The 20,056-nt window shown below is 60.9% G+C and carries 24 protein-coding genes; 15 read left to right on the forward strand and 9 right to left on the reverse strand.

Going from position 1 to position 20,056, the window contains the following annotated elements; all coding sequences use genetic code 11:
- Positions 1-127: 127 nt before the first annotated feature.
- The gene (locus tag NKJ01_RS17555; RefSeq protein WP_502905887.1) at positions 128-694 is read left to right on the forward strand and encodes a DUF3299 domain-containing protein; all 567 of its coding nucleotides are present in this window, start codon (positions 128-130) and stop codon (positions 692-694) included.
- Positions 695-721: 27 nt separating this feature from the next.
- Here NKJ01_RS17555 and NKJ01_RS17560 read toward each other — a convergent pair whose 3' ends face one another.
- The 4 genes from NKJ01_RS17560 to NKJ01_RS17575 form a co-directional block, all read right to left on the reverse strand.
- A complete protein-coding gene (locus NKJ01_RS17560) occupies positions 722-1,213 on the reverse strand; it encodes an Lrp/AsnC family transcriptional regulator (protein ID WP_023759182.1) in 492 nt (163 codons plus the stop codon).
- A 206-nt stretch (positions 1,214-1,419) separates the two neighbouring features.
- On the reverse strand, positions 1,420-2,100 hold the full coding sequence (locus tag NKJ01_RS17565) for a uracil-DNA glycosylase family protein (protein WP_352729710.1): 681 nt from the start codon (positions 2,098-2,100) through the stop codon (positions 1,420-1,422).
- Positions 2,040-2,651 (reverse strand): glutathione S-transferase, encoded by a 612-nt coding sequence (locus NKJ01_RS17570; protein ID WP_352729712.1) that lies wholly within the window; start codon positions 2,649-2,651, stop codon positions 2,040-2,042. Before NKJ01_RS17570 ends, NKJ01_RS17565 begins: the two co-directional genes overlap by 61 nt.
- A gap of 43 nt (positions 2,652-2,694) precedes the next feature.
- Positions 2,695-3,315, reverse strand: a complete 621-nt coding sequence (locus NKJ01_RS17575) for a thermonuclease family protein (RefSeq protein WP_352729714.1) — start codon at positions 3,313-3,315, stop codon at positions 2,695-2,697.
- Positions 3,316-3,389: 74 nt separating this feature from the next.
- Between NKJ01_RS17575 and NKJ01_RS17580 the strand changes: the two genes are divergently transcribed.
- Together NKJ01_RS17580 and NKJ01_RS17585 are read left to right on the forward strand one after the other, a co-directional pair.
- Positions 3,390-4,910: a sensor histidine kinase gene (locus NKJ01_RS17580; protein WP_352729716.1), complete on the forward strand. Its 1,521-nt coding sequence runs from the start codon at positions 3,390-3,392 to the stop codon at positions 4,908-4,910.
- Positions 4,911-4,954: 44 nt separating this feature from the next.
- The gene (locus NKJ01_RS17585; protein WP_352729718.1) at positions 4,955-5,485 is read left to right on the forward strand and encodes a GNAT family N-acetyltransferase; all 531 of its coding nucleotides are present in this window, start codon (positions 4,955-4,957) and stop codon (positions 5,483-5,485) included.
- Between the two features lie 10 nt (positions 5,486-5,495).
- On the opposite strand, the gene NKJ01_RS17590 is transcribed toward NKJ01_RS17585, so the two are convergent.
- Positions 5,496-6,494, reverse strand: coding sequence for a nicotinate-nucleotide--dimethylbenzimidazole phosphoribosyltransferase (locus tag NKJ01_RS17590; RefSeq protein ID WP_352729759.1), 999 nt, complete (start codon positions 6,492-6,494; stop codon positions 5,496-5,498).
- A 197-nt stretch (positions 6,495-6,691) separates the two neighbouring features.
- Here NKJ01_RS17590 and NKJ01_RS17595 point away from each other — a divergent pair, with 197 nt between their 5' ends.
- Positions 6,692-6,925 (forward strand): DUF1289 domain-containing protein, encoded by a 234-nt coding sequence (locus NKJ01_RS17595; RefSeq protein ID WP_031260174.1) that lies wholly within the window; start codon positions 6,692-6,694, stop codon positions 6,923-6,925.
- A 7-nt stretch (positions 6,926-6,932) separates the two neighbouring features.
- Entirely contained in the window at positions 6,933-7,637 is a 705-nt protein-coding gene (locus NKJ01_RS17600) for a TIGR02281 family clan AA aspartic protease (RefSeq protein ID WP_352729720.1), read from the forward strand.
- A gap of 16 nt (positions 7,638-7,653) precedes the next feature.
- Here NKJ01_RS17600 and dusA read toward each other — a convergent pair whose 3' ends face one another.
- Positions 7,654-8,643, reverse strand: a complete 990-nt coding sequence (gene dusA / locus NKJ01_RS17605; protein ID WP_352729722.1) for a tRNA dihydrouridine(20/20a) synthase DusA — start codon at positions 8,641-8,643, stop codon at positions 7,654-7,656.
- Positions 8,644-9,188: 545 nt separating this feature from the next.
- On the opposite strand from dusA, the gene NKJ01_RS17610 reads away from it, so the two are divergent.
- The 4 genes from NKJ01_RS17610 to NKJ01_RS17625 all read left to right on the forward strand — a co-directional run bounded on the left by NKJ01_RS17610 (position 9,189) and on the right by NKJ01_RS17625 (position 12,519).
- On the forward strand, positions 9,189-10,157 hold the full coding sequence (locus NKJ01_RS17610) for a GAF domain-containing protein (RefSeq protein ID WP_352729724.1): 969 nt from the start codon (positions 9,189-9,191) through the stop codon (positions 10,155-10,157).
- Positions 10,158-10,302: 145 nt separating this feature from the next.
- The gene (gene adh / locus NKJ01_RS17615; RefSeq protein ID WP_352729726.1) at positions 10,303-11,820 is read left to right on the forward strand and encodes an aldehyde dehydrogenase; all 1,518 of its coding nucleotides are present in this window, start codon (positions 10,303-10,305) and stop codon (positions 11,818-11,820) included.
- A 64-nt stretch (positions 11,821-11,884) separates the two neighbouring features.
- Positions 11,885-12,223 (forward strand): DUF779 domain-containing protein, encoded by a 339-nt coding sequence (locus tag NKJ01_RS17620; protein WP_352729728.1) that lies wholly within the window; start codon positions 11,885-11,887, stop codon positions 12,221-12,223.
- An 86-nt stretch (positions 12,224-12,309) separates the two neighbouring features.
- Positions 12,310-12,519 carry a DUF1858 domain-containing protein gene (locus tag NKJ01_RS17625; RefSeq protein ID WP_352607401.1) on the forward strand — a complete coding sequence of 70 codons (210 nt, stop codon included), beginning with the start codon at positions 12,310-12,312 and terminating at the stop codon, positions 12,517-12,519.
- A gap of 2 nt (positions 12,520-12,521) precedes the next feature.
- On the opposite strand, the gene NKJ01_RS17630 is transcribed toward NKJ01_RS17625, so the two are convergent.
- Positions 12,522-13,226, reverse strand: coding sequence for a Crp/Fnr family transcriptional regulator (locus tag NKJ01_RS17630; RefSeq protein WP_352607490.1), 705 nt, complete (start codon positions 13,224-13,226; stop codon positions 12,522-12,524).
- A gap of 242 nt (positions 13,227-13,468) precedes the next feature.
- On the opposite strand from NKJ01_RS17630, the gene NKJ01_RS17635 reads away from it, so the two are divergent.
- The 5 genes from NKJ01_RS17635 to NKJ01_RS17655 all read left to right on the forward strand — a co-directional run bounded on the left by NKJ01_RS17635 (position 13,469) and on the right by NKJ01_RS17655 (position 17,193).
- Positions 13,469-13,915, forward strand: a complete 447-nt coding sequence (locus NKJ01_RS17635) for a pseudoazurin (RefSeq protein WP_352729730.1) — start codon at positions 13,469-13,471, stop codon at positions 13,913-13,915.
- Positions 13,916-14,152: 237 nt separating this feature from the next.
- Positions 14,153-15,256 carry a copper-containing nitrite reductase gene (gene nirK / locus NKJ01_RS17640; protein ID WP_352729732.1) on the forward strand — a complete coding sequence of 368 codons (1,104 nt, stop codon included), beginning with the start codon at positions 14,153-14,155 and terminating at the stop codon, positions 15,254-15,256.
- 133 nt (positions 15,257-15,389) lie between these two features.
- Positions 15,390-16,196 (forward strand): SUMF1/EgtB/PvdO family nonheme iron enzyme, encoded by an 807-nt coding sequence (locus tag NKJ01_RS17645; protein WP_352729734.1) that lies wholly within the window; start codon positions 15,390-15,392, stop codon positions 16,194-16,196.
- A 20-nt stretch (positions 16,197-16,216) separates the two neighbouring features.
- On the forward strand, positions 16,217-16,666 hold the full coding sequence (locus NKJ01_RS17650; RefSeq protein WP_352607409.1) for a group III truncated hemoglobin: 450 nt from the start codon (positions 16,217-16,219) through the stop codon (positions 16,664-16,666).
- 95 nt (positions 16,667-16,761) lie between these two features.
- On the forward strand, positions 16,762-17,193 hold the full coding sequence (locus NKJ01_RS17655; protein ID WP_352729736.1) for a potassium channel family protein: 432 nt from the start codon (positions 16,762-16,764) through the stop codon (positions 17,191-17,193).
- 14 nt (positions 17,194-17,207) lie between these two features.
- On the opposite strand, the gene hemN is transcribed toward NKJ01_RS17655, so the two are convergent.
- Complete coding sequence (gene hemN, locus NKJ01_RS17660) at positions 17,208-18,557, reverse strand: oxygen-independent coproporphyrinogen III oxidase (RefSeq protein WP_352729738.1); 1,350 nt, start codon at positions 18,555-18,557, stop codon at positions 17,208-17,210.
- 155 nt (positions 18,558-18,712) lie between these two features.
- On the opposite strand from hemN, the gene NKJ01_RS17665 reads away from it, so the two are divergent.
- A complete protein-coding gene (locus NKJ01_RS17665) occupies positions 18,713-19,441 on the forward strand; it encodes a Crp/Fnr family transcriptional regulator (RefSeq protein ID WP_352729740.1) in 729 nt (242 codons plus the stop codon).
- Here NKJ01_RS17665 and NKJ01_RS17670 read toward each other — a convergent pair.
- Positions 19,438-19,854, reverse strand: coding sequence for a hemerythrin domain-containing protein (locus NKJ01_RS17670; RefSeq protein ID WP_023759203.1), 417 nt, complete (start codon positions 19,852-19,854; stop codon positions 19,438-19,440). The genes NKJ01_RS17665 and NKJ01_RS17670 overlap by 4 nt on opposite strands.
- Between the last annotated feature and the right edge of the window lie 202 nt (positions 19,855-20,056).

The raw sequence follows: 20,056 nt of genomic DNA on the forward strand, positions 1-20,056 counted from the left end.
AACGGCGATCGAATTGCGAGCGAGAATGTGGATTGATGGCGCAGCGCGATCCGGGATCTGCAAAAATGCGCTCGAATCACGACGGTTTGACTCGATGCGGGCAGCAGCTTGGCGAAGAATGGAGTCCATGAACAATCGCCTCAAATCAGTTGCGGTCCTGGCTGTGGCATTTGCTGTTTCCATCGGCGATGCCTCGGCGGAGACCGCGCACATATTCTGGAAGGATCTGCGCCCTGCTGCGCAAGCGGCCGCTGAAAACGTCGGGTTGCCGATGATCGCGGCAAAATTGCCGGACCACGGCGAGACGCTATCCCTCGATCTGCAGGACAAAAGCATTCAGTTGGCCGGCTATGCATTGCCCGTCGATCGCGACGGCGACTTTGTCTATCAGTTCCTGCTGGTGCCGTGGACTGGCGCATGCAGCCACATGCCGACGCCACCGCCCAACCAGATCGTACTGGTCACACCTGCTCACCCCTACAAGATGTCGGAAGCTTATCAGCCGGTCGCTGTCACCGGTGCGCTGAAGCCGGAGATGGAGAAGAGCCAGCTGTTCATTCTCGACGGCGTCAGCGTCATCCAGTCGGGCTACAGCGTCCGCAAGGCAGAGGTCGTCGATGCCGACAGCGTGCCGGACACAGTCACGCTGCCAGTAAATTCTCCCTGGAGTTTCCTCAACAAAAAGAAAGATTAAGCGGGAAAACCTTGCGCAAGGGTCAGCTCAGGCAGCGTTGGCGCCCGACTCCTTGTCCAGCACCATGTAGTCAAGCGGGATTTCCGTGGTGTACTTGATCTGCTCCATGGCGAAGGACGACGACACGTCGCGAATCTCGATCTTGGCGATCAGCCGTTTGTAGAACGCGTCATAGGCGGCGATGTCCGGAACCACGACGCGCAAGAGATAGTCGACGTCGCCGCTCATCCGGTAGAACTCGACCACTTCGGGAAACTCCTGGATGACTTCCGAGAAGCGCCTCAGCCACTCATGGCTATGCGAATTGGTGCGGATCGACACGAAGACGGTGACGCGCACATTGATCTTTTCATGGTCGAGAATGGCGACGCGCCGCTTGATGACGCCCTCTTCCTCGAGCTTCTGGATGCGCCGCCAGCAAGGCGTCGTCGACAGCCCGACTTTCTTGGCGACATCGGCGACCGCGAGTGTCGCATCCTCCTGCAACAGGCGGAGAATTTTTCTATCGAGGCGATCCATTGCGTGCTCCCTGGGTGCATGTCGCCCAAAGTGTGAAGCGGTTTGGGACAACGACATGCGTAAAACAATAAACTCAAAGCGCGTCGCGTGCCCTCGGGCGCGACGCGCTTTGGGAATAGTTTGGCTATACTCCCCCTTATTTCGACCTTTCACAAGAAAGAAATTCTGCCAATCGGGCAAAAAGCGAGTGATTTCTTGCTGAAAGATTAACCAAGGCGATAGCGGATTTCCGACCGCAGGAAAGGCAGCAAATCCATTTCAAACCAGGGATTCCTCTTGAGCCAGCCGGTGTTTCGCCACGACGGATGGGGCAGCGGCAGCACTTTCGGGCCGACGGAATTCTCCCAGAGCGCGCGCCAGTCCATCACCGTTTGCGTCAATGAGGGCCGGCGCTCGGCACCCATGTGCCAGGACTGTGCATAGATGCCGATCGTCAGCACCAGGTCGATCCGTGGCATCAGAGTGATCAAGGGCGCGCGCCAGGTCGGTGCGCATTCACGCCGTGGCGGCAGGTCTCCGCCCTTGGCATCCTGGCCGGGAAAGCAGAAGCCCATCGGCACGATCGCGAATTTCTCGATGTCGTAGAATTCATCGCTTGTCACGCCCAGCCAACTGCGCAAGCGGTCGCCGGAAGCATCGGTGAACGGCATGCCCGACAGATGCACCTTGGTCCCCGGCGCCTGGCTGGCGATAAGGATGCGGGCGCTGGACGAGGGTCGCAGCACCGGACGCGGTTCGTGCGGCAACGGCTTGCCGACAGGATTCTCCACGCAGATGCGGCAAGCGCGAATCTTGGCAGTGAGCCTGTCGAGTTCGACAGTCATTTTCAGGCTGATGCGCTCGGACGACTGGAGACGGCTTGGTGCCAACGCAGCACATTTGTGCATTCATCCGGCATCTTGATGCGTGCCGGCTTCATGAAATCGACGGCGATCAGGCCGGTGATATCGGCGATCGAATAGCTGTCACCGGCGATGAATTCTCGATTGCCCAGCTCAACATCCAACAGCTTGAGGAACTGCACGGCCTTCGGCTTGTTGGCCTCGCCCCATTCGGGGATCTGCGGGATTTCCCATTCCTTCATGGCCGGATGGATGTGGCGAAACGCCTGCGTGACGCAGCTGAGCAAGTTGAACTCCATCCGTCGCTGCCACATCTCGACCTGCGCCTTGCCGAGTGCGCCACGGCCGAACAGGGCTGGTTCGGGATGCAGTTCCTCGAAATAGCGGCAGATGGCGACGGATTCGGTGATGATGGTGCCGTCGTCGAGCTCCAGCACCGGCAGGCGTTGCAAAGGATTGCGAGAGCTGATCGCCTGTTGCCTGTGCTCGAGAGCACCCATGTCGACGGCTACCTGCGGAACCGTGATGCCTTTTTCGGCGAGGAAAACGCGGACCCGTCGTGGATTGGGCGCCCGGCCACCGTCGAAGAGCTTCATCTCCATCCTCCCATTCGTTCGCGGTCCAATTACACGATGCGGATCACCAGAAGCGAAAAATCTCGCGCGCGGCGTCGCCAATCGATGCCAGTGCGCCATGCTTTCTCTCGACGACTTGGCCGTGATGGCTATCGCGCCAGTCCTGCGGCTGTTCGAACGTTCCGGCCCAGATGCCGGCCTTTCCCGCACGGGCCGTGGCTTCCTCGCTCTCGAAGTCGCCATAGGCAACCGCCCAACCCGCCTCGACCTGCGCCCGGTTGAGGTCCTTGCCGCCGGCGTTGCAGTTGCCGAGAAGCCGGCCATAGCGGTCACGCTGCCAGCCGGTACAGGAGACGGGCTGGCCGCCGATCAGGCGCACCAGCGACTGGCGCGCAAGCGTGCCGCAGGGATAGTCGGAGCCGTTCCTGCGGCAGGTCTGCGTATATTCCGGAGCATCGATGCCGCGCATACGGATGCGCTCGGCACCGAGCGTGATCGAATCGCCGTCATTGACGATAACCGCACCTTCCGTCCTGCGGGTCTCCACGCGGTCGAGGCGGGCCGCCAGCAGGATCAACAGCCCGAGAATGATGGCGGTAAGCCCGTAATCGACCAGCCGGCGCCACAGGCTTCGGGGTCGCGCAAAGTATGGTCGGCGCCGCCTTGGCGACCATGAACGGCTCATATGGCAAACGGTTGGTTAATCATTCGAACGTAGCTTAACACTTTGAAACCGCTGCTCGCATAATTGAAGTTTTGATGCCCTTGCAACGCTCGAACACAGCGGACAAGTTCATTGTGGACCGCAGGAAACCTCATCGCAACAGCGATGTGGCACGCGCGGTGCGCAAGACGCGTGACCGTCTTTCGCAGCAGGCGGGCAATCCCGATTTCGATCGCGAACTTCTGAAACTCCACGCCCGGGCGATGACCAGCGGCGCAATCGCCGTCCCGCTTCTCGTTCTGGTGATCGCGGCGGGTAGCCGGCTGGCCGGCGTCGGCAACGAGATCGGCCTCTGGGCCCTGTTCATGCTGACCTGCTACACCATCGTCGCCTTCATGGCGCGGCGCATCGAGCGCACTGAAGCTTCCGAGCTCAACCCTTTGCAAACACGACGGGAATTCCTGATCGGTCATTTCCTGTGCGGTCTCGGCTGGGCATGGTTCGTCCGGCTTGGCTGCAGCGTCTGCGCGGTCGACCCGTTCCACGTCGTCAAGGCCGTGGTGCTGTTGTTCGCCATGGCGGCGACCGCGGTGATGACCTCGTCCCTGGGCGGAGCGCTGTTGGCGACATTTGCCGTCCCGGTGGCACTCTACGCTTATGGCGGCGTCAAGCTATGGATCCCGATCGAGGTAATCATGGCCGGGCTGCTGGTCGTGTCGCTGCCCTTCTTCGCCTATGTCGCCCGTCACCTCAACCGCTCGTCCCTGATGTTGTTGTCGTTCCGCTCCGAAAAGGACGCGCTGATCGCCGAACTGGAGACGGCGAAATCAATGTCGGACGAGGCGCGGCGGCGGGCCGAAGATGCCAATCTGGCGAAATCACGGTTCCTCGCCTCGATGAGCCATGAACTGCGCACACCGCTCAATGCCATTCTCGGTTTTTCCGAGGTGATGTCGAACGAGGTGCTGGGACCGATGAGCAACCCCACCTATCGCGACTACGCCCACGACGTGCACGAATCCGGCCAGCATCTGCTCGACCTGATCAATGAGATCCTCGACCTGTCGCGCATCGAAGCTGGCCGCTACCAGCTCAATGAAGAGCCCGTGATGCTGCTCGGTATCGTCGAGGATTGCTGCCACATGATGGAGCTGAGGGCGCGCAATAAGGATATACGCATCGTCCAGGATTTCGAGCATGAATTGCCACGCTTGTTCGCCGATGAGCGGGCGGTGCGGCAGATCGCGCTCAACCTTCTGTCGAATGCCATCAAGTTCACCGCCACCGGAGGCGAGATTCGTGTCCGCGTCGGCTGGACGGCGGGCGGCGGGCAGTACATTTCGATCAAGGACAATGGGCCAGGCATACCGGAAGACGAGATTCCGATTGTGCTTTCCGCCTTCGGCCAGGGCTCGATCGCCATCAAGAGCGCCGAGCAAGGAACCGGCCTTGGCCTGCCGATCGTGCAAGGCCTGCTTGCCATGCATGGCGGAGAGTTCGAACTTCATTCCAGGCTGCGCGAAGGGACAGAGGCGATAGCCATCTTCCCGCTGAGCCGGGTAATGGAAGAATTGCCGGCGCTGCCGACCGCGGCGGTAGCAGCTCGGCGGCGATAAGCAACCGTCGACCTCGGCCGACGGAAGAAGGATGGCACTCCACAATGGCAGCAGGTGACTGGCATGCCGGAGGCATCGAGATCAACTCTGAGCGCCTTCGCTTGAAGCTGTTTACAGCCGACGATGCCGAAGACCTCTTTGCCGCCATCACCCCTGCCATCACCCGTTTTATGCAGTGGGAGCCACCTCAATCACTCGTGGCCTTTGCCGAGGTATGGCAATCCTGGCTGGCGCCAATCCATGACGGATCGGACTTGAACTTCGTTGTGCGGGCATTGGCAAGCAATCGCTGTCTGGGACTTGTCGGCCTTCATGCGGCGAAGACCGCATGTCCAGAGCTCGGCATCTGGATTAGAGAAGACGCTCAAGGAAACGGTATTGGCAGAGAGGCAATTGCTGCTGTTGCCGGGTGGGCCTCCGAGATACTCGATCCGGATTGCTTCGAATATCCGGTTGCCGAAAGCAACGTGGCCAGCAGAAAGGTCGCGGAACGCCTTGGCGGCGTAATAATCGGCAGCCGCTCCAATCCAAAATATACCGCAGTCGTCTACCGCATCCCCAATTTTCGGCGCTAAGTTCAAGTCTCTAGCCGCGCATCGCAGCCGCCATGCCCGAACTGGTCAGCGCGGCGGCCTTGACCAGACCCGCGGCAAGGGCGGCCCCTGCCCCTTCGCCATAACTGATGCCAAGATCAAGCAACGGGCGCAGGCCGAGGCGTTGAGCAGCCCGGGCGTGTGCGGGCTCTGGCGACAGGCTGGCAAGCAGGCAATGGCCGAGCGCGGCGGGGTTGGCGGTATGTAGCACCGCTGCGGCGGCCATCGCGGCAAGTCCGTCGAGCAGCACTGGGATCTTCTGCATGCGCGCGGCAAGGATGGCGCCGGCAATCGCTGCGAACTCACGGCCGCCGACCCGGCGCAGCACCTCGAGCGGGTCGCCGAGATGGCCACCGTGAAAGGCCAGCGCGGCATCGACCACGTCTGCCTTGCGAGCCTGCATCGTCGCATCGGCGCCCGACCCCGGGCCGACCCAGTCGATCCCCCTGCCCCCGAACAGCGCCGCAAACAGAGCTGCAGCGACCGTGGAGTTGCCGACGCCGAGATCGCCGAGGCACAAAAGATCGGTGCCGCCGGCGATCGCTTCCATGCCGAAAGCCATGGTGGCGGCGCAGCCGCGCTCGTCAAGCGCGGCATCACAGGTGATATCTGCTGTCGGAATGTGCAGGGCAAGATCGAAGACCTTCAGCCCGAGATCGTTGGCAATGCAGATCTGGTTGATCGCCGCACCTCCGGCCGCGCAAAGTTCGACCGCGTTGGCGGTCGCCGCCACCGGGCGTGGCGAAATGCCGTGGCGTGTGGCGCCGTGATTGCCGGCAAAGACCGCCATCAACGGTCTTGTCACGGCTGGCGGAACCCGCCCGCTCCAGGCGGCCAGCCACGCGGCGATATCCTCGATGCGGCCGAGCGAATTGCCTGGTTTGTCGGCCTTGGCGAACAGCGTGCGCACGCGGGCCTCGGCTGTCGTGTCGGCCGCCGGCAGATTGGCCAACAGGTTGCGAAAATCGTCGAAAGGCAGCGCGCTGGTCATCTCGTTGGCGATCATTCCCTGGAGTAGGTGAGCGGCATAGCCGCCTTGCGTCGTCGGCACAACCTCCTGGATCATGGTCCTGAATTTGTCGCAAAGCTGGCCGCCAAGGGCGCCATCGCAAGGGCTTGCATTGGCTCTGCGGTTGCACCATGTGGAGATGGAACGAGGATTCCGGATGGAAACCTCAAGAGAAAGTTATGACGGCCATAGAATCCCCGTGCATCCTGGTCTGTTCGATCGACATGAAAACCGGCTTCTGTTTCGGGTGCGGTCGCACGCGTGAGGAAATCGGTGCCTGGATCGGGATGACTCCGGAAACGCGCCGCAGCGTCATGGCCGAATTGCCGGCCCGGCTGGAAACGATCGAGCGCCGACCGCGCCGGGAAACGCGCCGCAGCCGCATGGCGCGCGAACGCGACGCGCTTTCGTGAGGTGCTAATGAGCCGGTTTTTCTGGATCCTGATGGCAGCGATCGGGGTGGGAGCAGTCCTGCTCATGCTCAACGATTCTGCCGGCAGTACGCTCGGCGTCGAGAACTACGATTTCAGCCGGCTGATCTGGCTTGGCGCCTTCGGCGTCCTGATCGGCGCCGGCCTGCTTCGCTCGGGCCGGCCGTTGGGCGCCATGGCCCGCAACCTCGGCGCCTGGGCGGCCATCGTGCTCGCGCTGATCGCCGGCTATCAATACCGCTATGAACTGCAGGATGTCGCCAGCCGCGTGACGGCAGGCCTGGTCCCCGGCAGCCCGCTGGCGCTCGGCGTCGAAGACGGTCACGCCACGGTGACGCTCGACAAGGCGGACAACGGCCATTTCGAAGCGCGTATCCTGGTCAACGGCAATCCGGTTCGAGCCATTGTCGATACCGGCGCGACCAGCACCGTGCTGACGTCGGAAGACGCGCAAGCCGCCGGATTCAATCCAGCTGCGCTCAACTACACCATTTCGGTCTCGACGGCCAACGGCGTGGCGCGTGCCGCGGCCGTGAGAACCGATCAGATTGCGATCGGCGGCATCACGCGCAAGGACATGCCGGTGATGATCGCCGCACCCGGCATGCTGAGCCAGAGCCTGCTTGGCATGAATTTCATCGGCTCGCTGTCGGGCTTCGATGTACGCGGCGACCGCATGATCCTCAGGGATTGAGCTCCGGCTCCCAGACTCAGGCCGCTTCGGCCTCCACTCCACTGAGCTCGACAGCCACAAAAGCCGTCTTCAGCACGTCCGGTCCGGCCCCGGGGCGGTTCGCCTCGGTGGACAGGATCTGGCGGTAGCGGCGCGCCCCGGGCAATCCGTGGAACAGTCCGACCATATGACGTGTGACATGGCCAAGCCGCCCGCCCTGCTCGATATGACGTGCCGCATAGTCCGCCATGACGTCGATCAGCGCGGCGAAGTCGAACGTCTCGGGCTTGGCGCCGTAGAAGGCGGCGTCCACGCCGGCCAGAATGCCGGGCGTGTGGTAGGCGGCGCGGCCAAGCATTGCGCCGTCGACATGACGGAGATGCGCCTGTGCCTCTTCAATCGACTGAATTCCGCCATTGATGCCAATGAATTTGTTCTGTTTTTTGGCCTTAAGCCGATAGACCCTGTCATAGTCGAGCGGCGGAACGTCGCGGTTTTCCTTGGGGCTCAGACCTTCGAGCCACGCCTTGCGCGCATGCACCCACAGCGCGTCGGCGCCAGCATCGAAAACACCATCCGTCAGCGCGTCGAGCGCCGGCTCCGGGTCCTGCTCGTCGACGCCAATGCGGCATTTGACGGTGACGGGAACTGTCACCGCTGCTTTCATCGCAGCGACGCAGTCGGCGACGAGGTCAGGCACCTTCATCAGGCAGGCGCCGAACGTACCCGACTGAACACGGTCCGACGGACAGCCGACATTGAGGTTGATCTCGTCATAACCAAAGGCCTCGCCGATGCGCGCCGCCTCGGCAAGCTTTTGCGGATCGGAGCCGCCGAGCTGCAACGCAACCGGATGTTCCGTCTCATCGAAGCCGAGAAGTCGCTCACGCGCACCATGGATGACGGCGTCGGCCACCACCATCTCGGTGTAGAGCAGCGCACGGTGCGTCAACTGACGGTGCAAGAACCGGCAATGCCGGTCCGTCCAGTCCATCATGGGTGCCACGGCAAGTTTGCTGTATATCATATTAATGTCATTGTCTTTTTTGGTCTTGGGCAGCTAGGTGGGAAAAGCCACCCGTCCAAACGTCGGGCATTTTACGATTGCATCGCCGTAACTGAAAGCCACTGGTTATCACGAAGTTTCCACTGCGCACATAGGGCACGGGTGCCTGCATGCCCGCTTGCGAGATCTCGAGAGCCATCCGCCCACGGGGCCACCGAAAGGCTTTCCGCAGGCGGCAGCTTTTAATATCGCGCCGATAAGTGCTGCTCAGCTTACCCCGGCCACGAGTCGGTAAAATCCGCGCGGACTTTGCTTTCGATCAAAGAATGCTTAGTGCATGTCGCTAGGCTTTGGGAGCATCGACCGAGGGGTGCATGCGAGAGAATGCTTCGGCGAAGACGACTGTCGATTGGCTAAATGTCGCTGACAGAGAGGGGAACATGGAAGGATGTTCTTCCCCCTTTCTGCTCCTTCCGTCGAATTGACAGTGCGCTGATTGAAAGCGGAACCTGGCGCGACACTGGTCTGGGATGTGACGGAGCAGTCGGGGTTCTGGGAGGATAAGGATGGGCGAGGAACTATCCGGTCATCATGCCGACCGCATTCAGGCTGCGATCGCGTCGGACACGGCGGCGAAGTCCGCGCTGGTCGCCTCCTGGCGACGGTCTTCCAGCTTGCATCGGCTAAATCCGACCGATTGCAGCCCCCCACGCTATCTGACAGAGGCGGAATTGGGAGAGGTCCGGCAACACATCGAGCCACTCGTCCGAGCTGCTCAATCAAGTCTGGACCGGCTCTATCTTGCGGTGGGCGGCGTTGGATGCTGCGTCCTGCTCGCCCATCGCGACGGCGTTCCGGTCGAACGGCGCGGCGCGCCCGTGGATGACGAGACGTTTCATTCCTGGGGTCTGTGGACTGGTTCCGTCTGGAACGAGGAAAGCCAGGGCACCAATGGTATCGGCACCTGCCTGGTTGAACAGCGTGCGCTGACGATCCACCGCGACCAACATTTTCATACGCGCAACACCGGGCTGAGTTGCTGCACCGCCCCAATCTACGATCACCAGGGAGAGCTTGCAGCCGCGCTTGACGTGTCCTCCTGCCGGGCCGACCTCACTGAAGCCTTTGCCAATCTTATTTCGATGGCCGTGGTCGATGCCGCGCGTCGGATCGAGGCGGAGACCTTCAAGATGGCATTCCCCAAGGCACGAATCGTTCTGGCGCCGGTGCCCGACAAGGGTTCCGGCGCGTTGATCGCCGTTGACGCGGACGGCCTCGTGGTCGGTGCGACACGTTCGGCTCGCCTGGCGCTTGGAATTACGCAACGGTGTTTCGACAAGCCGATGCCCGCAGCCGATCTGCTCGGCTGGGCCGAGAACGGCCCCGAAGTCCTCGCCGAGGCGGAGCGTGGCGTCCTGCAGCGTGCGCTGGCGCGGGCGGACGGAAATGTCTCGGCCGCGGCCCAGGCGCTCGGCATCAGCCGCGCGACGTTTCACCGCAAGCTCAACCGCCTGGACGTCCACAGGTCTCACTGACCATTCGAATCCTCGCGTGAGTGTCGCAATTCTGCGACACATCCCGTCCGCCCACCGTCCCCGACGCAGTGACAATGGCGGTGGGAGATCGCAAGTCTCTTTCCAAGCGTCGCAACCCGCGACGTCAGCTTCGGGAGGAAGACACATGAACAAGGTTGAATTTTCACGTCCGGTAAAGGCGCCCTTCGACAAGCGCTACGGCAATTTCATCGGCGGCAAATGGGCCGAGCCGCACTCCGGCCGCTACTTCGAGAACTTCTCACCGGTGAACGGTCAGCTGCTGTGCGAGGTGGCGCGATCAGATGCCCACGACATCGAGGCGGCCCTGGACGCGGCCCATGCCGCCAAGGACGCCTGGGGGCGCACCAGCGTGGCAGAGCGCTCGCTTATCCTCAACCGCATCGCCGACCGTATGGAAGAGAACCTCGATCTCCTCGCATGCGCCGAAACCTGGGACAACGGCAAGCCGATCCGCGAAACGACTGCCGCCGACCTGCCGCTCGCCATTGATCATTTCCGCTATTTCGCCGGCGCCGTGCGCGGACAGGAAGGCAGCCTTTCGCAAATCGACGATGACACCGTCGCCTATCATTTCCACGAGCCGCTCGGCGTGGTCGGCCAGATCATCCCCTGGAACTTCCCGCTGCTGATGGCGTGCTGGAAGCTTGCTCCTGCACTTGCCGCCGGAAACTGCGTGATCCTGAAGCCTGCCGAACAGACACCGGCAGCCATCTTGCTGTGGGCCGATCTTGTCGGCGATCTACTGCCTCCGGGCGTGCTCAACATCGTCAACGGCTTCGGCCTCGAGGCCGGCAAGCCGCTCGCGTCCTCGCCGCGCATTGCCAAGATCGCCTTTACCGGCGAGACCACGACGGGCCGGCTGATCATGCAATATGCCAGCCAGAACCTGATCCCCGTCACACTCGAACTGGGTGGGAAGTCGCCCAATATCTTCTTCAAGGACGTTGTCGCCGAAGATGACGACTTCTTCGACAAGGCGATCGAAGGCTTCGTCATGTTCGCGCTGAACCAGGGCGAAGTCTGCACCTGTCCAAGCCGCGCGCTCATCCATGAATCGATCTACGATATCTTCATGGAACGTGCCCTCAAGCGCGTCGAGGCGATCGTGCAGGGCGATCCGCTCGATCCGGCAACGATGATCGGTGCCCAGGCCTCGTCCGAGCAGTTGGAAAAGATCCTGTCCTACATCGACATCGGCCGCCAGGAAGGCGCCGAACTACTGACCGGCGGCGAGCGCAACGTTCTGCCTGGTGATCTGGCCGGCGGCTACTACGTCAAGCCGACGGTGTTCAAGGGTCACAACAAGATGCGCATCTTCCAGGAAGAGATCTTCGGGCCCGTGGTTTCGGTCACCACCTTCAAGGATGACGACGAAGCGCTGGCAATTGCCAACGACACGCTCTACGGCCTCGGCGCCGGTGTCTGGACCCGTGACAGCAACCGGGCCTACCGGTTCGGGCGCGCGATCCAGGCCGGCCGGGTCTGGACCAACTGCTACCACGCCTATCCCGCGCATGCGGCCTTTGGCGGCTACAAGCAGTCCGGCATCGGCCGCGAGACGCACAAGATGATGCTCGATCACTACCAGCAGACCAAGAACATGCTGGTTAGCTACAGCCCGAAAAAGCTCGGCTTCTTCTGATCGGCGCTTTGACTCACTGGCGCGGCTCCGTGACGGGCCGCGCCAAAGGAAATCGGAAATCACCATGCGAGCGAAGGTCACCGCGACACCGGCAGCCCTTGAACTGATCGCCGAAATCGTCGCCGACCACGGCCCGGTGCTGTTTCATCAATCCGGCGGCTGCTGTGACGGCTCTTCGCCCATGTGCTATCCGCGTGCGGGGTTCATCGTCGGCGACCAGGATGTGCTGCTCGGCGAGATCGGCAATGCGCCCTTCTATATCGGCGCTCCGCAATTCGAAGCCTGGAAGCATACAGATCTCATCATCGACGTTGTGCCTGGCCGCGGCGGCATGTTCTCACTCGACAATGGACGGGAGAGGCGGTTCCTGACGCGGTCGACTATCTGCGCCGTTCCGATGTGATTGGGCTGCTCGCTGTTTGTCCTGGCGCAACGAGCATCTCGCAAAGCCGATGCAACATGTCCGCTTGCAAACGCGGGCAAAGCGTCATGAAACGCAAACTCACCGACGACGCGACGATGGACGAAATAATGCACGATTTTCCAGCGGCCATCCGCGTCGTGCTCCAGCACGGCATGCTTTGCGTCGGCTGCCCGATCGCCTCATTCCACACCGTTTCCGACGCGGCACGGGAGCATCATCTGAACGAGGAACAACTCAGCAGCGATTTGCAGACCGCGATCGAAAACACCGACTGAGGCTAGCTTTTCTCTATGCGGCCTTCGGCGATCAGCAGGAGCCGGTGAGGTTCGACCACGGTCACCTTCTGGCGCCCGCTTTTGACCAATCCCTGCTCCTCCCACGCCGAGAGCAGCCGGCTCACCGTATGGAGCGTCGTTCCCGTCATCTCGGCTATGTCCTGGCGTGAGATCGGGAAGTCGATCAGAATCCCTTCCTCGGTCTTCCTGCCCGTCTGCTTGACCAGCTTGAGCAGGGCATGGGCGACGCGCTGATCCACCTGCTCGGTCGACATCTCGATGACCCGGGTATGAGCGTCCTGCAACCTGCTGCCGACGGTCTTGTAAGTGTTGGCGCTGAAGCTCGGGAAATCCATTGCGAATGTCGGCCATAGCTGGCTTGGCCAGGCAAGAGCCACGCAGTCGACGGCAGCGATCGCATTTGCCGGATAGGTGGTGCGGCCCAGCGCGTGGGCGATACCCATCAACTCACCCGGACTGATGTAGCGTACAATAACCTCCTGGCCGTCAGGCATCGACCTCACGACGCGCACATGTCCGTCGAGCAGCAGGAAAAACGAATGTGCTTCCTGCTCCTGCTCGAATACAGGTTGGTCCTTGGCAATCCGGAGCGATCTGGCCTGTCCGACTATGCGGTCGAGATCCGTGACGGCCACGCCCTCAAAGGCAGAAAGCCCGGCAATCAGCGAGCGATCGAGGTTAGCCAACTCTTTCCCCTCCCCGAATCCAACTATCTGCAAGGCACCCAACCGGTCTGGTCGAGAGTGTTCCCATGGCGACAGGCGGGCGGCAAGGGGCACGTGCATTGTGACGTGCATGCGCGACGCATGGGAACCCAAGCGCAGTTTTTTTTGCTCAAGAGTTTGCGCCAGCGCAAATCGCCAGATCGTCCGGCGGCTTAGAAAGGGCACGGTCGATACCGTGACGAACTCAAGAAAGGACTTCCCTTATGAAACTGCCTCTGATTGCCGCGGCCATCGCCCTGCTTACCATAGCCGGCTCCGCAAATGCCGAAGAACACGTGGTGCAAATGCTGAACAAGGGAGAGAAAGGCTCGATGGTGTTCCAGCCTGCCTTTATCCGGGCGATGCCTGGAGACACGATCAAGTTCGTGCCGACCGACAAGTCCCACAATGCCGAGATCATTAAGGGAATGATCCCGGACGGTGCTGAAGCGTTCAAGGGGAAAGCCAGTGAGGAAATAACGGTCACCCTTACCAAGGAAGGGGTCTACGGTGTCAAATGCGCTCCGCACTACGGCATGGGCATGGTTGCGCTGATCGTCGTCGGCAAGCCCGTCAATCTTGAGGCGGCGGAAGCCGTGAAGCAGATCGGAAAAGCCAAACCTGTATTCGCCGACCTGTTCGCCGAAGCAACCAAGGTCACTGCTAACTGACCTGGTCTTCATGGATGCCGCTCCGGTTCGCAATGTTCCGGAGCAGAGGCCGGACGGACCGGGGAGCGGTCTGTCCGGCCTGTTTTATTTGGCACTGCGCGCCGCGGCGTCGCTTCGCCGCACAGCGTCTCCAAACTAGAAACCTGCGAAAGACATTGGATTTGCGCTAACGCAAAGACTTGGCCAGTACGCAGTTTATTCTGAGCCCATCAAGTAGCGATAGCCAAGGAGATGGAAATGCTCACGAGACGCGAAGCTTTGTTAGGATCTGTCCTTACCGCCGCCGCTGCCGCGGCCGTTGTCGCAATGCCGGCAGTGGCGAGCTCGAAGGAAGTCGCGGGATTGCCGCGCGAAAAGGTCACCCTGGTGGCGCCGCCATTTGTCCACGCTCACGAGCAGGTGGCCAAGGGTGGTCCAAAAGTCGTCGAATTCACCATGACGATCGAAGAAAAGCCGATCGTCATCGATGCCGATGGAACGCAGCTCAATGCCATGACCTATAATGGCTCAATTCCCGGCCCTCTGATGGTTGTGCATCAAGACGACTATATCGAGCTCACGCTAATCAACCCCGACACGAACACGCTTGCCCACAACATCGACTTTCACGCAGCTACCGGCGCACTCGGCGGCGGCGGGCTGACGCTGATCAATCCCGGCGAGCAGGTCACGCTGCGCTTCAAGGCCACCCGCACCGGCACGTTCGTCTACCATTGCGCGCCCGGCGGCGCGATGATCCCGTGGCACGTCGTGTCGGGGATGAGCGGTGCGGTGATGGTACTGCCTCGGGGCGGCCTCAAGAACGACAAGGGCGAGCCTATCCGCTATGACCACATCTACTACATCGGCGAAAACGACTTCTACATCCCGCGCGACGAGCAGGGAAAATTCAAGAAGTACGACTCGGCCGGCGACAATTACGACGACACCGTCAAGGTCATGCGCGGGCTGATCCCGACCCATGTCGTGTTCAACGGCAAGGCAGGATCGCTGACCGGCGCGAACGCCATGAAATCCAAGGTCGGCGAAACCGTTCTGATCGTCCATTCCCAGGCCAATCGCGATACCCGACCGCACCTGATCGGCGGTCATGGCGACTATGTCTGGGAACAGGGCAAATTCGCGAACCCGCCGTCCAAGGATCTGGAAACCTGGTTCATCCGTGGCGGGTCGGCAGGTTCGGCACTCTACACCTTCCTGCAGCCGGGCATCTATGCCTATGTAAACCACAATCTGATCGAGGCAGTCGAACTCGGAGCGACCGCGCACTTCACGGTCGAAGGAACCTGGGACGACGATTTGATGATGCAGGTCGAAGCGCCCAAGGCAATTGCCTCGTAGACGGAGATCCGATCCTCGGTGCAATCCTTCGGCAAAGCCAAAGGGTTGCACTCGCGGCGGACTTGATGCCATGTCCTTCGATCCTGTGTTCACCTTCGGAACAATTGGGGCTGCTGCGCTGATAGGCCTCGGCATGAACCATGCGCTCGACAATTCCTTGGAGGTCCCGCCATCGGTAGCCATGAGCGACGTGGTGGTCCTCGGGCCCGGCACGTTCGATCATCCACAGCCGGGCGAATTCCTCAAGAAGAACCACCCCGTCGCGGCGCCTGTCGCGCGGGAGTCCATCAATGCTCGACTGGAGATCATGAAATACCAGGTGAGCCTGCCGGACTATGAGCACTGCGTGGCGGACGGCGCCTGCAAGCCGGCCGACCCGCGCAGGATCGGCAACGTTCCGGTCACAGGCGTCAGCCACATCGATGCCGAAGCCTATGCGACGTGGCTTTCAGCCCGCACGGGCGAGACATGGCGGCTGCCGACGGACGTCGAGTGGGCCTATGCCGCAGGCGAACGGTTCCGGGGCGACGTAGAGAGTGATGAAAGCGACCCGAACAACCCGGCGCTGCGCTGGCTCGCTCAATACCGCACCGAAACGGCGCTCGGGCGCAAGCCGGATCCTGAACCAAGGGTCCAGGGGGACTTTGGTATCAACTCCAAGGGAGTGGCGGACGTTGCCGGCAACATCTGGGAATGGACGTCGACGTGCTACATCCATGCAACCATGGCCAGCGACGGCGCGGGCATTGCGAGTTCGATCGACAATTGCGGAGTGCATGTTGTGGAAGGCTTCCACCGCACTTACATGTCGAACTTCATCCGCGACGGCAAGAGGGGCGGCTGCGCGGTTGGAACCCCGCCCGACAATCTGGGTTTCCGGCTGGTCCGCGATCGGCCCAGTCTTGTGCAAGCTACCCTTCGGCGCCTCGGATTATCCTGACAACATAGACAAGAGCCATGATGACATCGAAATCAGCTTTGACAGATCGGGCGCGCCCCGTCGCGGAACAGCCTTTGGACCATGCTGGCGTCGATCGGGGGTCAATTGGAAAACTAGTCCGCGAGTTCTATGCCAAGATCAGGAGCAACGAGCGGCTCGGGCCGATTTTCGCACGCGAGATCACCGGCGACTGGGAGCCCCACCTGGAGAAAATGACGGACTTCTGGAGTTCGGTCATCCTGAAAAGCGGCGACTATCACGGACGGCCGGTGCCGGCGCACCTCAAGCTCAAGGATGTTACCGAGGCCGACTTCGAGATCTGGCTGGCCCTGTTCGGCCGGACGGCAGCCGACCTCTTTGCCCCCGAAACGGCGGCGGTGTTTGTCGATCGCGCCGAACGGATAGCGACAAGCTTGAAGCTCGCGATGTTCTTTCGCCTCACCCCCGCCGCGACCGACGGCAGCCAATAGGCTGGTTTTGGCGAAACAGGGCCGGCACTTCAAAGCACAGTGCCGGGTTTGATTTTGCGCAAGGAAATTGTCCTCGGAATTCGTAATTTCCTTGCATGGCTCTCAATCTCTTCGTCGGCACGATCGTCATAAGCCTGACAGTCCTGGTTCACACATTTGGCCTGATGGCCGTTACCCATGCGATGAGGCACCTGGTCGCCAGATTTCGTATGCACGGACGCCGCAGCCGTATCGTCGCAATGATCAGCGTGGTGATGGGGCTCTTTGCCGTCATGACCGCGGAGGTCTGGCTCTGGGCGGGGTTATACAGGCTGCTTGATATCTTCGCCGATTTCGAAACCGCACTGTATTTTTCGACCATTACCTTTTCGACCGTCGGCTATGGCGACATCGTGCCTGCTCACGCGTGGCGTGTCCTGGCGGCGCTCGAAGGCGTGAACGGATTTCTGCTTATCGGCTGGTCGACTGCCTATCTTATTGCGGCAGGCACCCGCATCGGTCCGTTCAAGGCCGGCGAGCATTTCTGACTTGAGGCGATAATTCAGACCGCTGCCGAATGCTTGGCTTTGCCGGCTTCGAAATATTTATCGAACTTCGCCGCGATGCTTCTGACAAAGGGGCGACTTTCCGCCGGCACGACGAAACTGTCGCCATCAAGCTCGAGCAACCGCGCAGGATCATGGAGGGCTGTTGTACTTGCCTTGCTGAGAAGGCCTTGGCCGGCTTGGCCGAAGCGCTCCACCAACTCGATCGCCGAGAAGGCGAAGTCACACATCAGCCGCTCGATTACCCAGCCGCGAACGCGGTCGTCGTCGGAAAGCTCGATACCCCGCACAGCGGACAGCCCTCCCGCTTCAACCATGCGTCCATATTCGCTGGTCGAAGGCATGTTCTGTGCGTAGCCCTGCCGAAACTGGCTGATGGATGACGGGCCGAGCCCGATCAATGTTTCGCAGCGATCCTCCGTGTAACCCTGGAAGTTTCGGCGCAGAGTTCCTGCGCGGGCTGCAAGCGCCAACGCATCGCCGGGTTTGGCGAAATGGTCGAGGCCGATTGCTTCGTATCCCCGGTCCACGATCGCCCGTGCCGCCAGTTGCGATTGAGCAAACCGCTCCGCGGGACCTGGCAGCCACGCCTCATCGATCATCGTTTGGTGTTTCTTGAACCAGGGCACATGCGCGTAGCCAAAGAGTGCCATTCTGTCCGGTTCCAAAGTCAGCGCCTGCGCCACGGTGGAACAGACGCTTTCCCTGGTCTGATGCGGCAAACCGTAAAGCAGGTCCAGATTGACCGATTCGACGCCGCGCGAACGAACGCCGTCGACGACCGCCTTGGTCTGCAGGAAGCTTTGCTCGCGGTTGATCGCTTTCTGCACTTTCGGTTCGAAATCCTGCACGCCGAGACTCGCTCGCGTCATGCCTATTTCGGCGAGTGCATCGAGGCGTGCTTCGTCCATGTCATTGGGTTCGATTTCGACACTGATCTTGGCGTCGGGAAGAAAATCGAAGCTGTTACGCAAGAGGTTTGCCAGCGCCACCATGTCGTCTGGCTTGAGCATCGTCGGCGAGCCGCCGCCGAAATGAACTGCCCGCACGCGGCCTTTGCCTGCGACAAGACTGGCGACTGTGGCGATCTCGGCATGCAGTGAGCGGAGATAGATCCTCACCGGTTCGTAGTGGCGGGTCTGCTTCGTATGGCAGGCACAGAACCAGCAAAGCTTATCGCAGTACGGAATGTGCAAATAGAGCGAGATCTCGTCACCACCGTCGAGTGCCTGCATCCAGCCACGACAGACGGCGGCATCGATGCCTGGATGAAAATGCGGCGCGGTCGGGTAGCTGGTGTAGCGTGGAACGTTCTCACCGAGCCTGGCAACGAATTCTGGCCGCATGTCGCTATCCGATCCTCTTTGCATGCGCGACATTGGTCACTTTGGTCGCCGGCGGCCTTGATTTCGGTCAAAGCCCCCTGCAGACAAACTGCCGCAAGGCTTTTTTCTCCGCCGATGCTACGTTGTCGGCACATGGAAACCATTGGACGATCAGGATGACGGTGCGCCAGGACGTTCACAGTGCCGGCATTCCAGTGCTTTGCCAGTCGTGCGAGGCACGGCATCGCGGCGTTTGCGGCGCACTCGATCCCGAGCAATTGGTGGGGCTCGCCAAGACTTCGTCCAAACAACAGGTCAAACCGGGCATCGAGTTGATCGGTGATGCAGAGACTGTCGACTGCTATTCCAATGTGCTTTCCGGCGTGGTGAAGCTCACCAAGAGCCTTTCGGATGGACGCCAGCAGATTGTTGGCCTGCAGTTCGCCCCCGATTTCCTCGGCAGGCCCTTCAAGACGGAAAGTGCGATCAACGCCGAGGCCGCAACCACCGTTTCCTTGTGTTCTTTTCCAAAGGCCGCCATCGAGCGCATGATGAAGGAATCGCCAGAGCTCGAGCATCGTCTCTTCAAGCAGACGCTCAATGAACTGGACGAAGCACGCGACTGGATGGTGACGCTGGGGCGCAAGAGTGCATCGGAAAAGGTGGCGAGCTTTCTCCTGATGATCGCCAAAAATATCGATCCCGCAGTTGACGCGGCGGCCGAGTCGACAAGCTTTGACCTGCCGCTGACACGCGCCGACATCGCCGATTTCCTCGGCTTGACGATCGAGACGGTCAGCCGCCAACTGACCAGGCTGCGAACAGACAGCGTAATTCGGATCGACAACAACCGGCACGTGACTGTGGAGAACATGAGCCGGCTGGAACGCCGCTCCGGCGCCTAACCGGCATCGACGACCCCGATCAGCGGCAGGACGTGCTCGCGTTCGAAGGCGATATGCCGGCGCAAGCCTTCGAAGAAGCCACGCAACATGAAGCCGATAGCCTCGGCATTCTCGACTGTCTCGCCATGGCCGATGGCCAGCAGGATTTCAGTCACCTCGCCGGCAAAGCATTCGTCCTCGACATGTTCGGCACGCAATCGACGAATTGAAGCACGGTTGGCATCGCTGCTGGTCGAAGCAGCCTCGTAGACCGGAAAGATGACCGTCTCTTCGTATTGGTGAACGTTGCGTAATAGCGGAACGATCGCATTGGCTGCAGCCAGACATGACAGGCAGTCGACCCTGGGCAGGGTGTCGGCTATTCTTTCCAAGGCATCGCAGAGCTGCAGCTTTTCCTGATGCGCACGTTTCATCAGCGTCGCCGGGACCGCTTCTCTGTCAGATCGAACTGTCAGTATCGAGCCGTCGCGGCTCGTTTCGAACAGCGTCGATCCCGGCTCCCTCTCCCTGTTCAATAACAGTCTCCTGATCGTTTGCGCGAGCAACGCTGCCCAATCCAAAAACAAATGGCTTTGACATGGATCAAGGCGGCGACAACGCGACTGCTGAATTGGT

It is taken from the genome of Mesorhizobium sp. M0276 (genome assembly GCF_040321755.1).
Classification (GTDB): Bacteria; Pseudomonadota; Alphaproteobacteria; order Rhizobiales; family Rhizobiaceae; genus Mesorhizobium.

What these genes read in the sequence shown, in the direction of transcription:
- NKJ01_RS17575 (WP_352729714.1), bottom strand. Translation starts at nt 3,315, where the DNA reads ATGAGCCGTTCATGGTCGCCAAGGCGGCGCCGACCATACTTTGCGCGA.
- NKJ01_RS17670 (WP_023759203.1), bottom strand. Translation starts at nt 19,854, where the DNA reads ATGAAACGTGCGCATCAGGAAAAGCTGCAGCTCTGCGATGCCTTGGAA.
- NKJ01_RS17655 (WP_352729736.1), top strand. Translation starts at nt 16,762, where the DNA reads ATGGCTCTCAATCTCTTCGTCGGCACGATCGTCATAAGCCTGACAGTC.
- NKJ01_RS17650 (WP_352607409.1), top strand. Translation starts at nt 16,217, where the DNA reads ATGACATCGAAATCAGCTTTGACAGATCGGGCGCGCCCCGTCGCGGAA.
- NKJ01_RS17590 (WP_352729759.1), bottom strand. Translation starts at nt 6,494, where the DNA reads ATGACCAGCGCGCTGCCTTTCGACGATTTTCGCAACCTGTTGGCCAAT.
- NKJ01_RS17635 (WP_352729730.1), top strand. Translation starts at nt 13,469, where the DNA reads ATGAAACTGCCTCTGATTGCCGCGGCCATCGCCCTGCTTACCATAGCC.
- NKJ01_RS17585 (WP_352729718.1), top strand. Translation starts at nt 4,955, where the DNA reads ATGGCAGCAGGTGACTGGCATGCCGGAGGCATCGAGATCAACTCTGAG.
- NKJ01_RS17610 (WP_352729724.1), top strand. Translation starts at nt 9,189, where the DNA reads ATGGGCGAGGAACTATCCGGTCATCATGCCGACCGCATTCAGGCTGCG.
- hemN (WP_352729738.1), bottom strand. Translation starts at nt 18,557, where the DNA reads ATGCGGCCAGAATTCGTTGCCAGGCTCGGTGAGAACGTTCCACGCTAC.
- NKJ01_RS17665 (WP_352729740.1), top strand. Translation starts at nt 18,713, where the DNA reads ATGACGGTGCGCCAGGACGTTCACAGTGCCGGCATTCCAGTGCTTTGC.
- NKJ01_RS17560 (WP_023759182.1), bottom strand. Translation starts at nt 1,213, where the DNA reads ATGGATCGCCTCGATAGAAAAATTCTCCGCCTGTTGCAGGAGGATGCG.
- NKJ01_RS17625 (WP_352607401.1), top strand. Translation starts at nt 12,310, where the DNA reads ATGAAACGCAAACTCACCGACGACGCGACGATGGACGAAATAATGCAC.
- nirK (WP_352729732.1), top strand. Translation starts at nt 14,153, where the DNA reads ATGCTCACGAGACGCGAAGCTTTGTTAGGATCTGTCCTTACCGCCGCC.
- dusA (WP_352729722.1), bottom strand. Translation starts at nt 8,643, where the DNA reads ATGATATACAGCAAACTTGCCGTGGCACCCATGATGGACTGGACGGAC.
- NKJ01_RS17620 (WP_352729728.1), top strand. Translation starts at nt 11,885, where the DNA reads ATGCGAGCGAAGGTCACCGCGACACCGGCAGCCCTTGAACTGATCGCC.
- NKJ01_RS17580 (WP_352729716.1), top strand. Translation starts at nt 3,390, where the DNA reads ATGCCCTTGCAACGCTCGAACACAGCGGACAAGTTCATTGTGGACCGC.
- NKJ01_RS17570 (WP_352729712.1), bottom strand. Translation starts at nt 2,651, where the DNA reads ATGAAGCTCTTCGACGGTGGCCGGGCGCCCAATCCACGACGGGTCCGC.
- adh (WP_352729726.1), top strand. Translation starts at nt 10,303, where the DNA reads ATGAACAAGGTTGAATTTTCACGTCCGGTAAAGGCGCCCTTCGACAAG.
- NKJ01_RS17565 (WP_352729710.1), bottom strand. Translation starts at nt 2,100, where the DNA reads ATGCACAAATGTGCTGCGTTGGCACCAAGCCGTCTCCAGTCGTCCGAG.
- NKJ01_RS17600 (WP_352729720.1), top strand. Translation starts at nt 6,933, where the DNA reads ATGAGCCGGTTTTTCTGGATCCTGATGGCAGCGATCGGGGTGGGAGCA.
- NKJ01_RS17645 (WP_352729734.1), top strand. Translation starts at nt 15,390, where the DNA reads ATGAACCATGCGCTCGACAATTCCTTGGAGGTCCCGCCATCGGTAGCC.
- NKJ01_RS17555 (WP_502905887.1), top strand. Translation starts at nt 128, where the DNA reads ATGAACAATCGCCTCAAATCAGTTGCGGTCCTGGCTGTGGCATTTGCT.
- NKJ01_RS17595 (WP_031260174.1), top strand. Translation starts at nt 6,692, where the DNA reads ATGACGGCCATAGAATCCCCGTGCATCCTGGTCTGTTCGATCGACATG.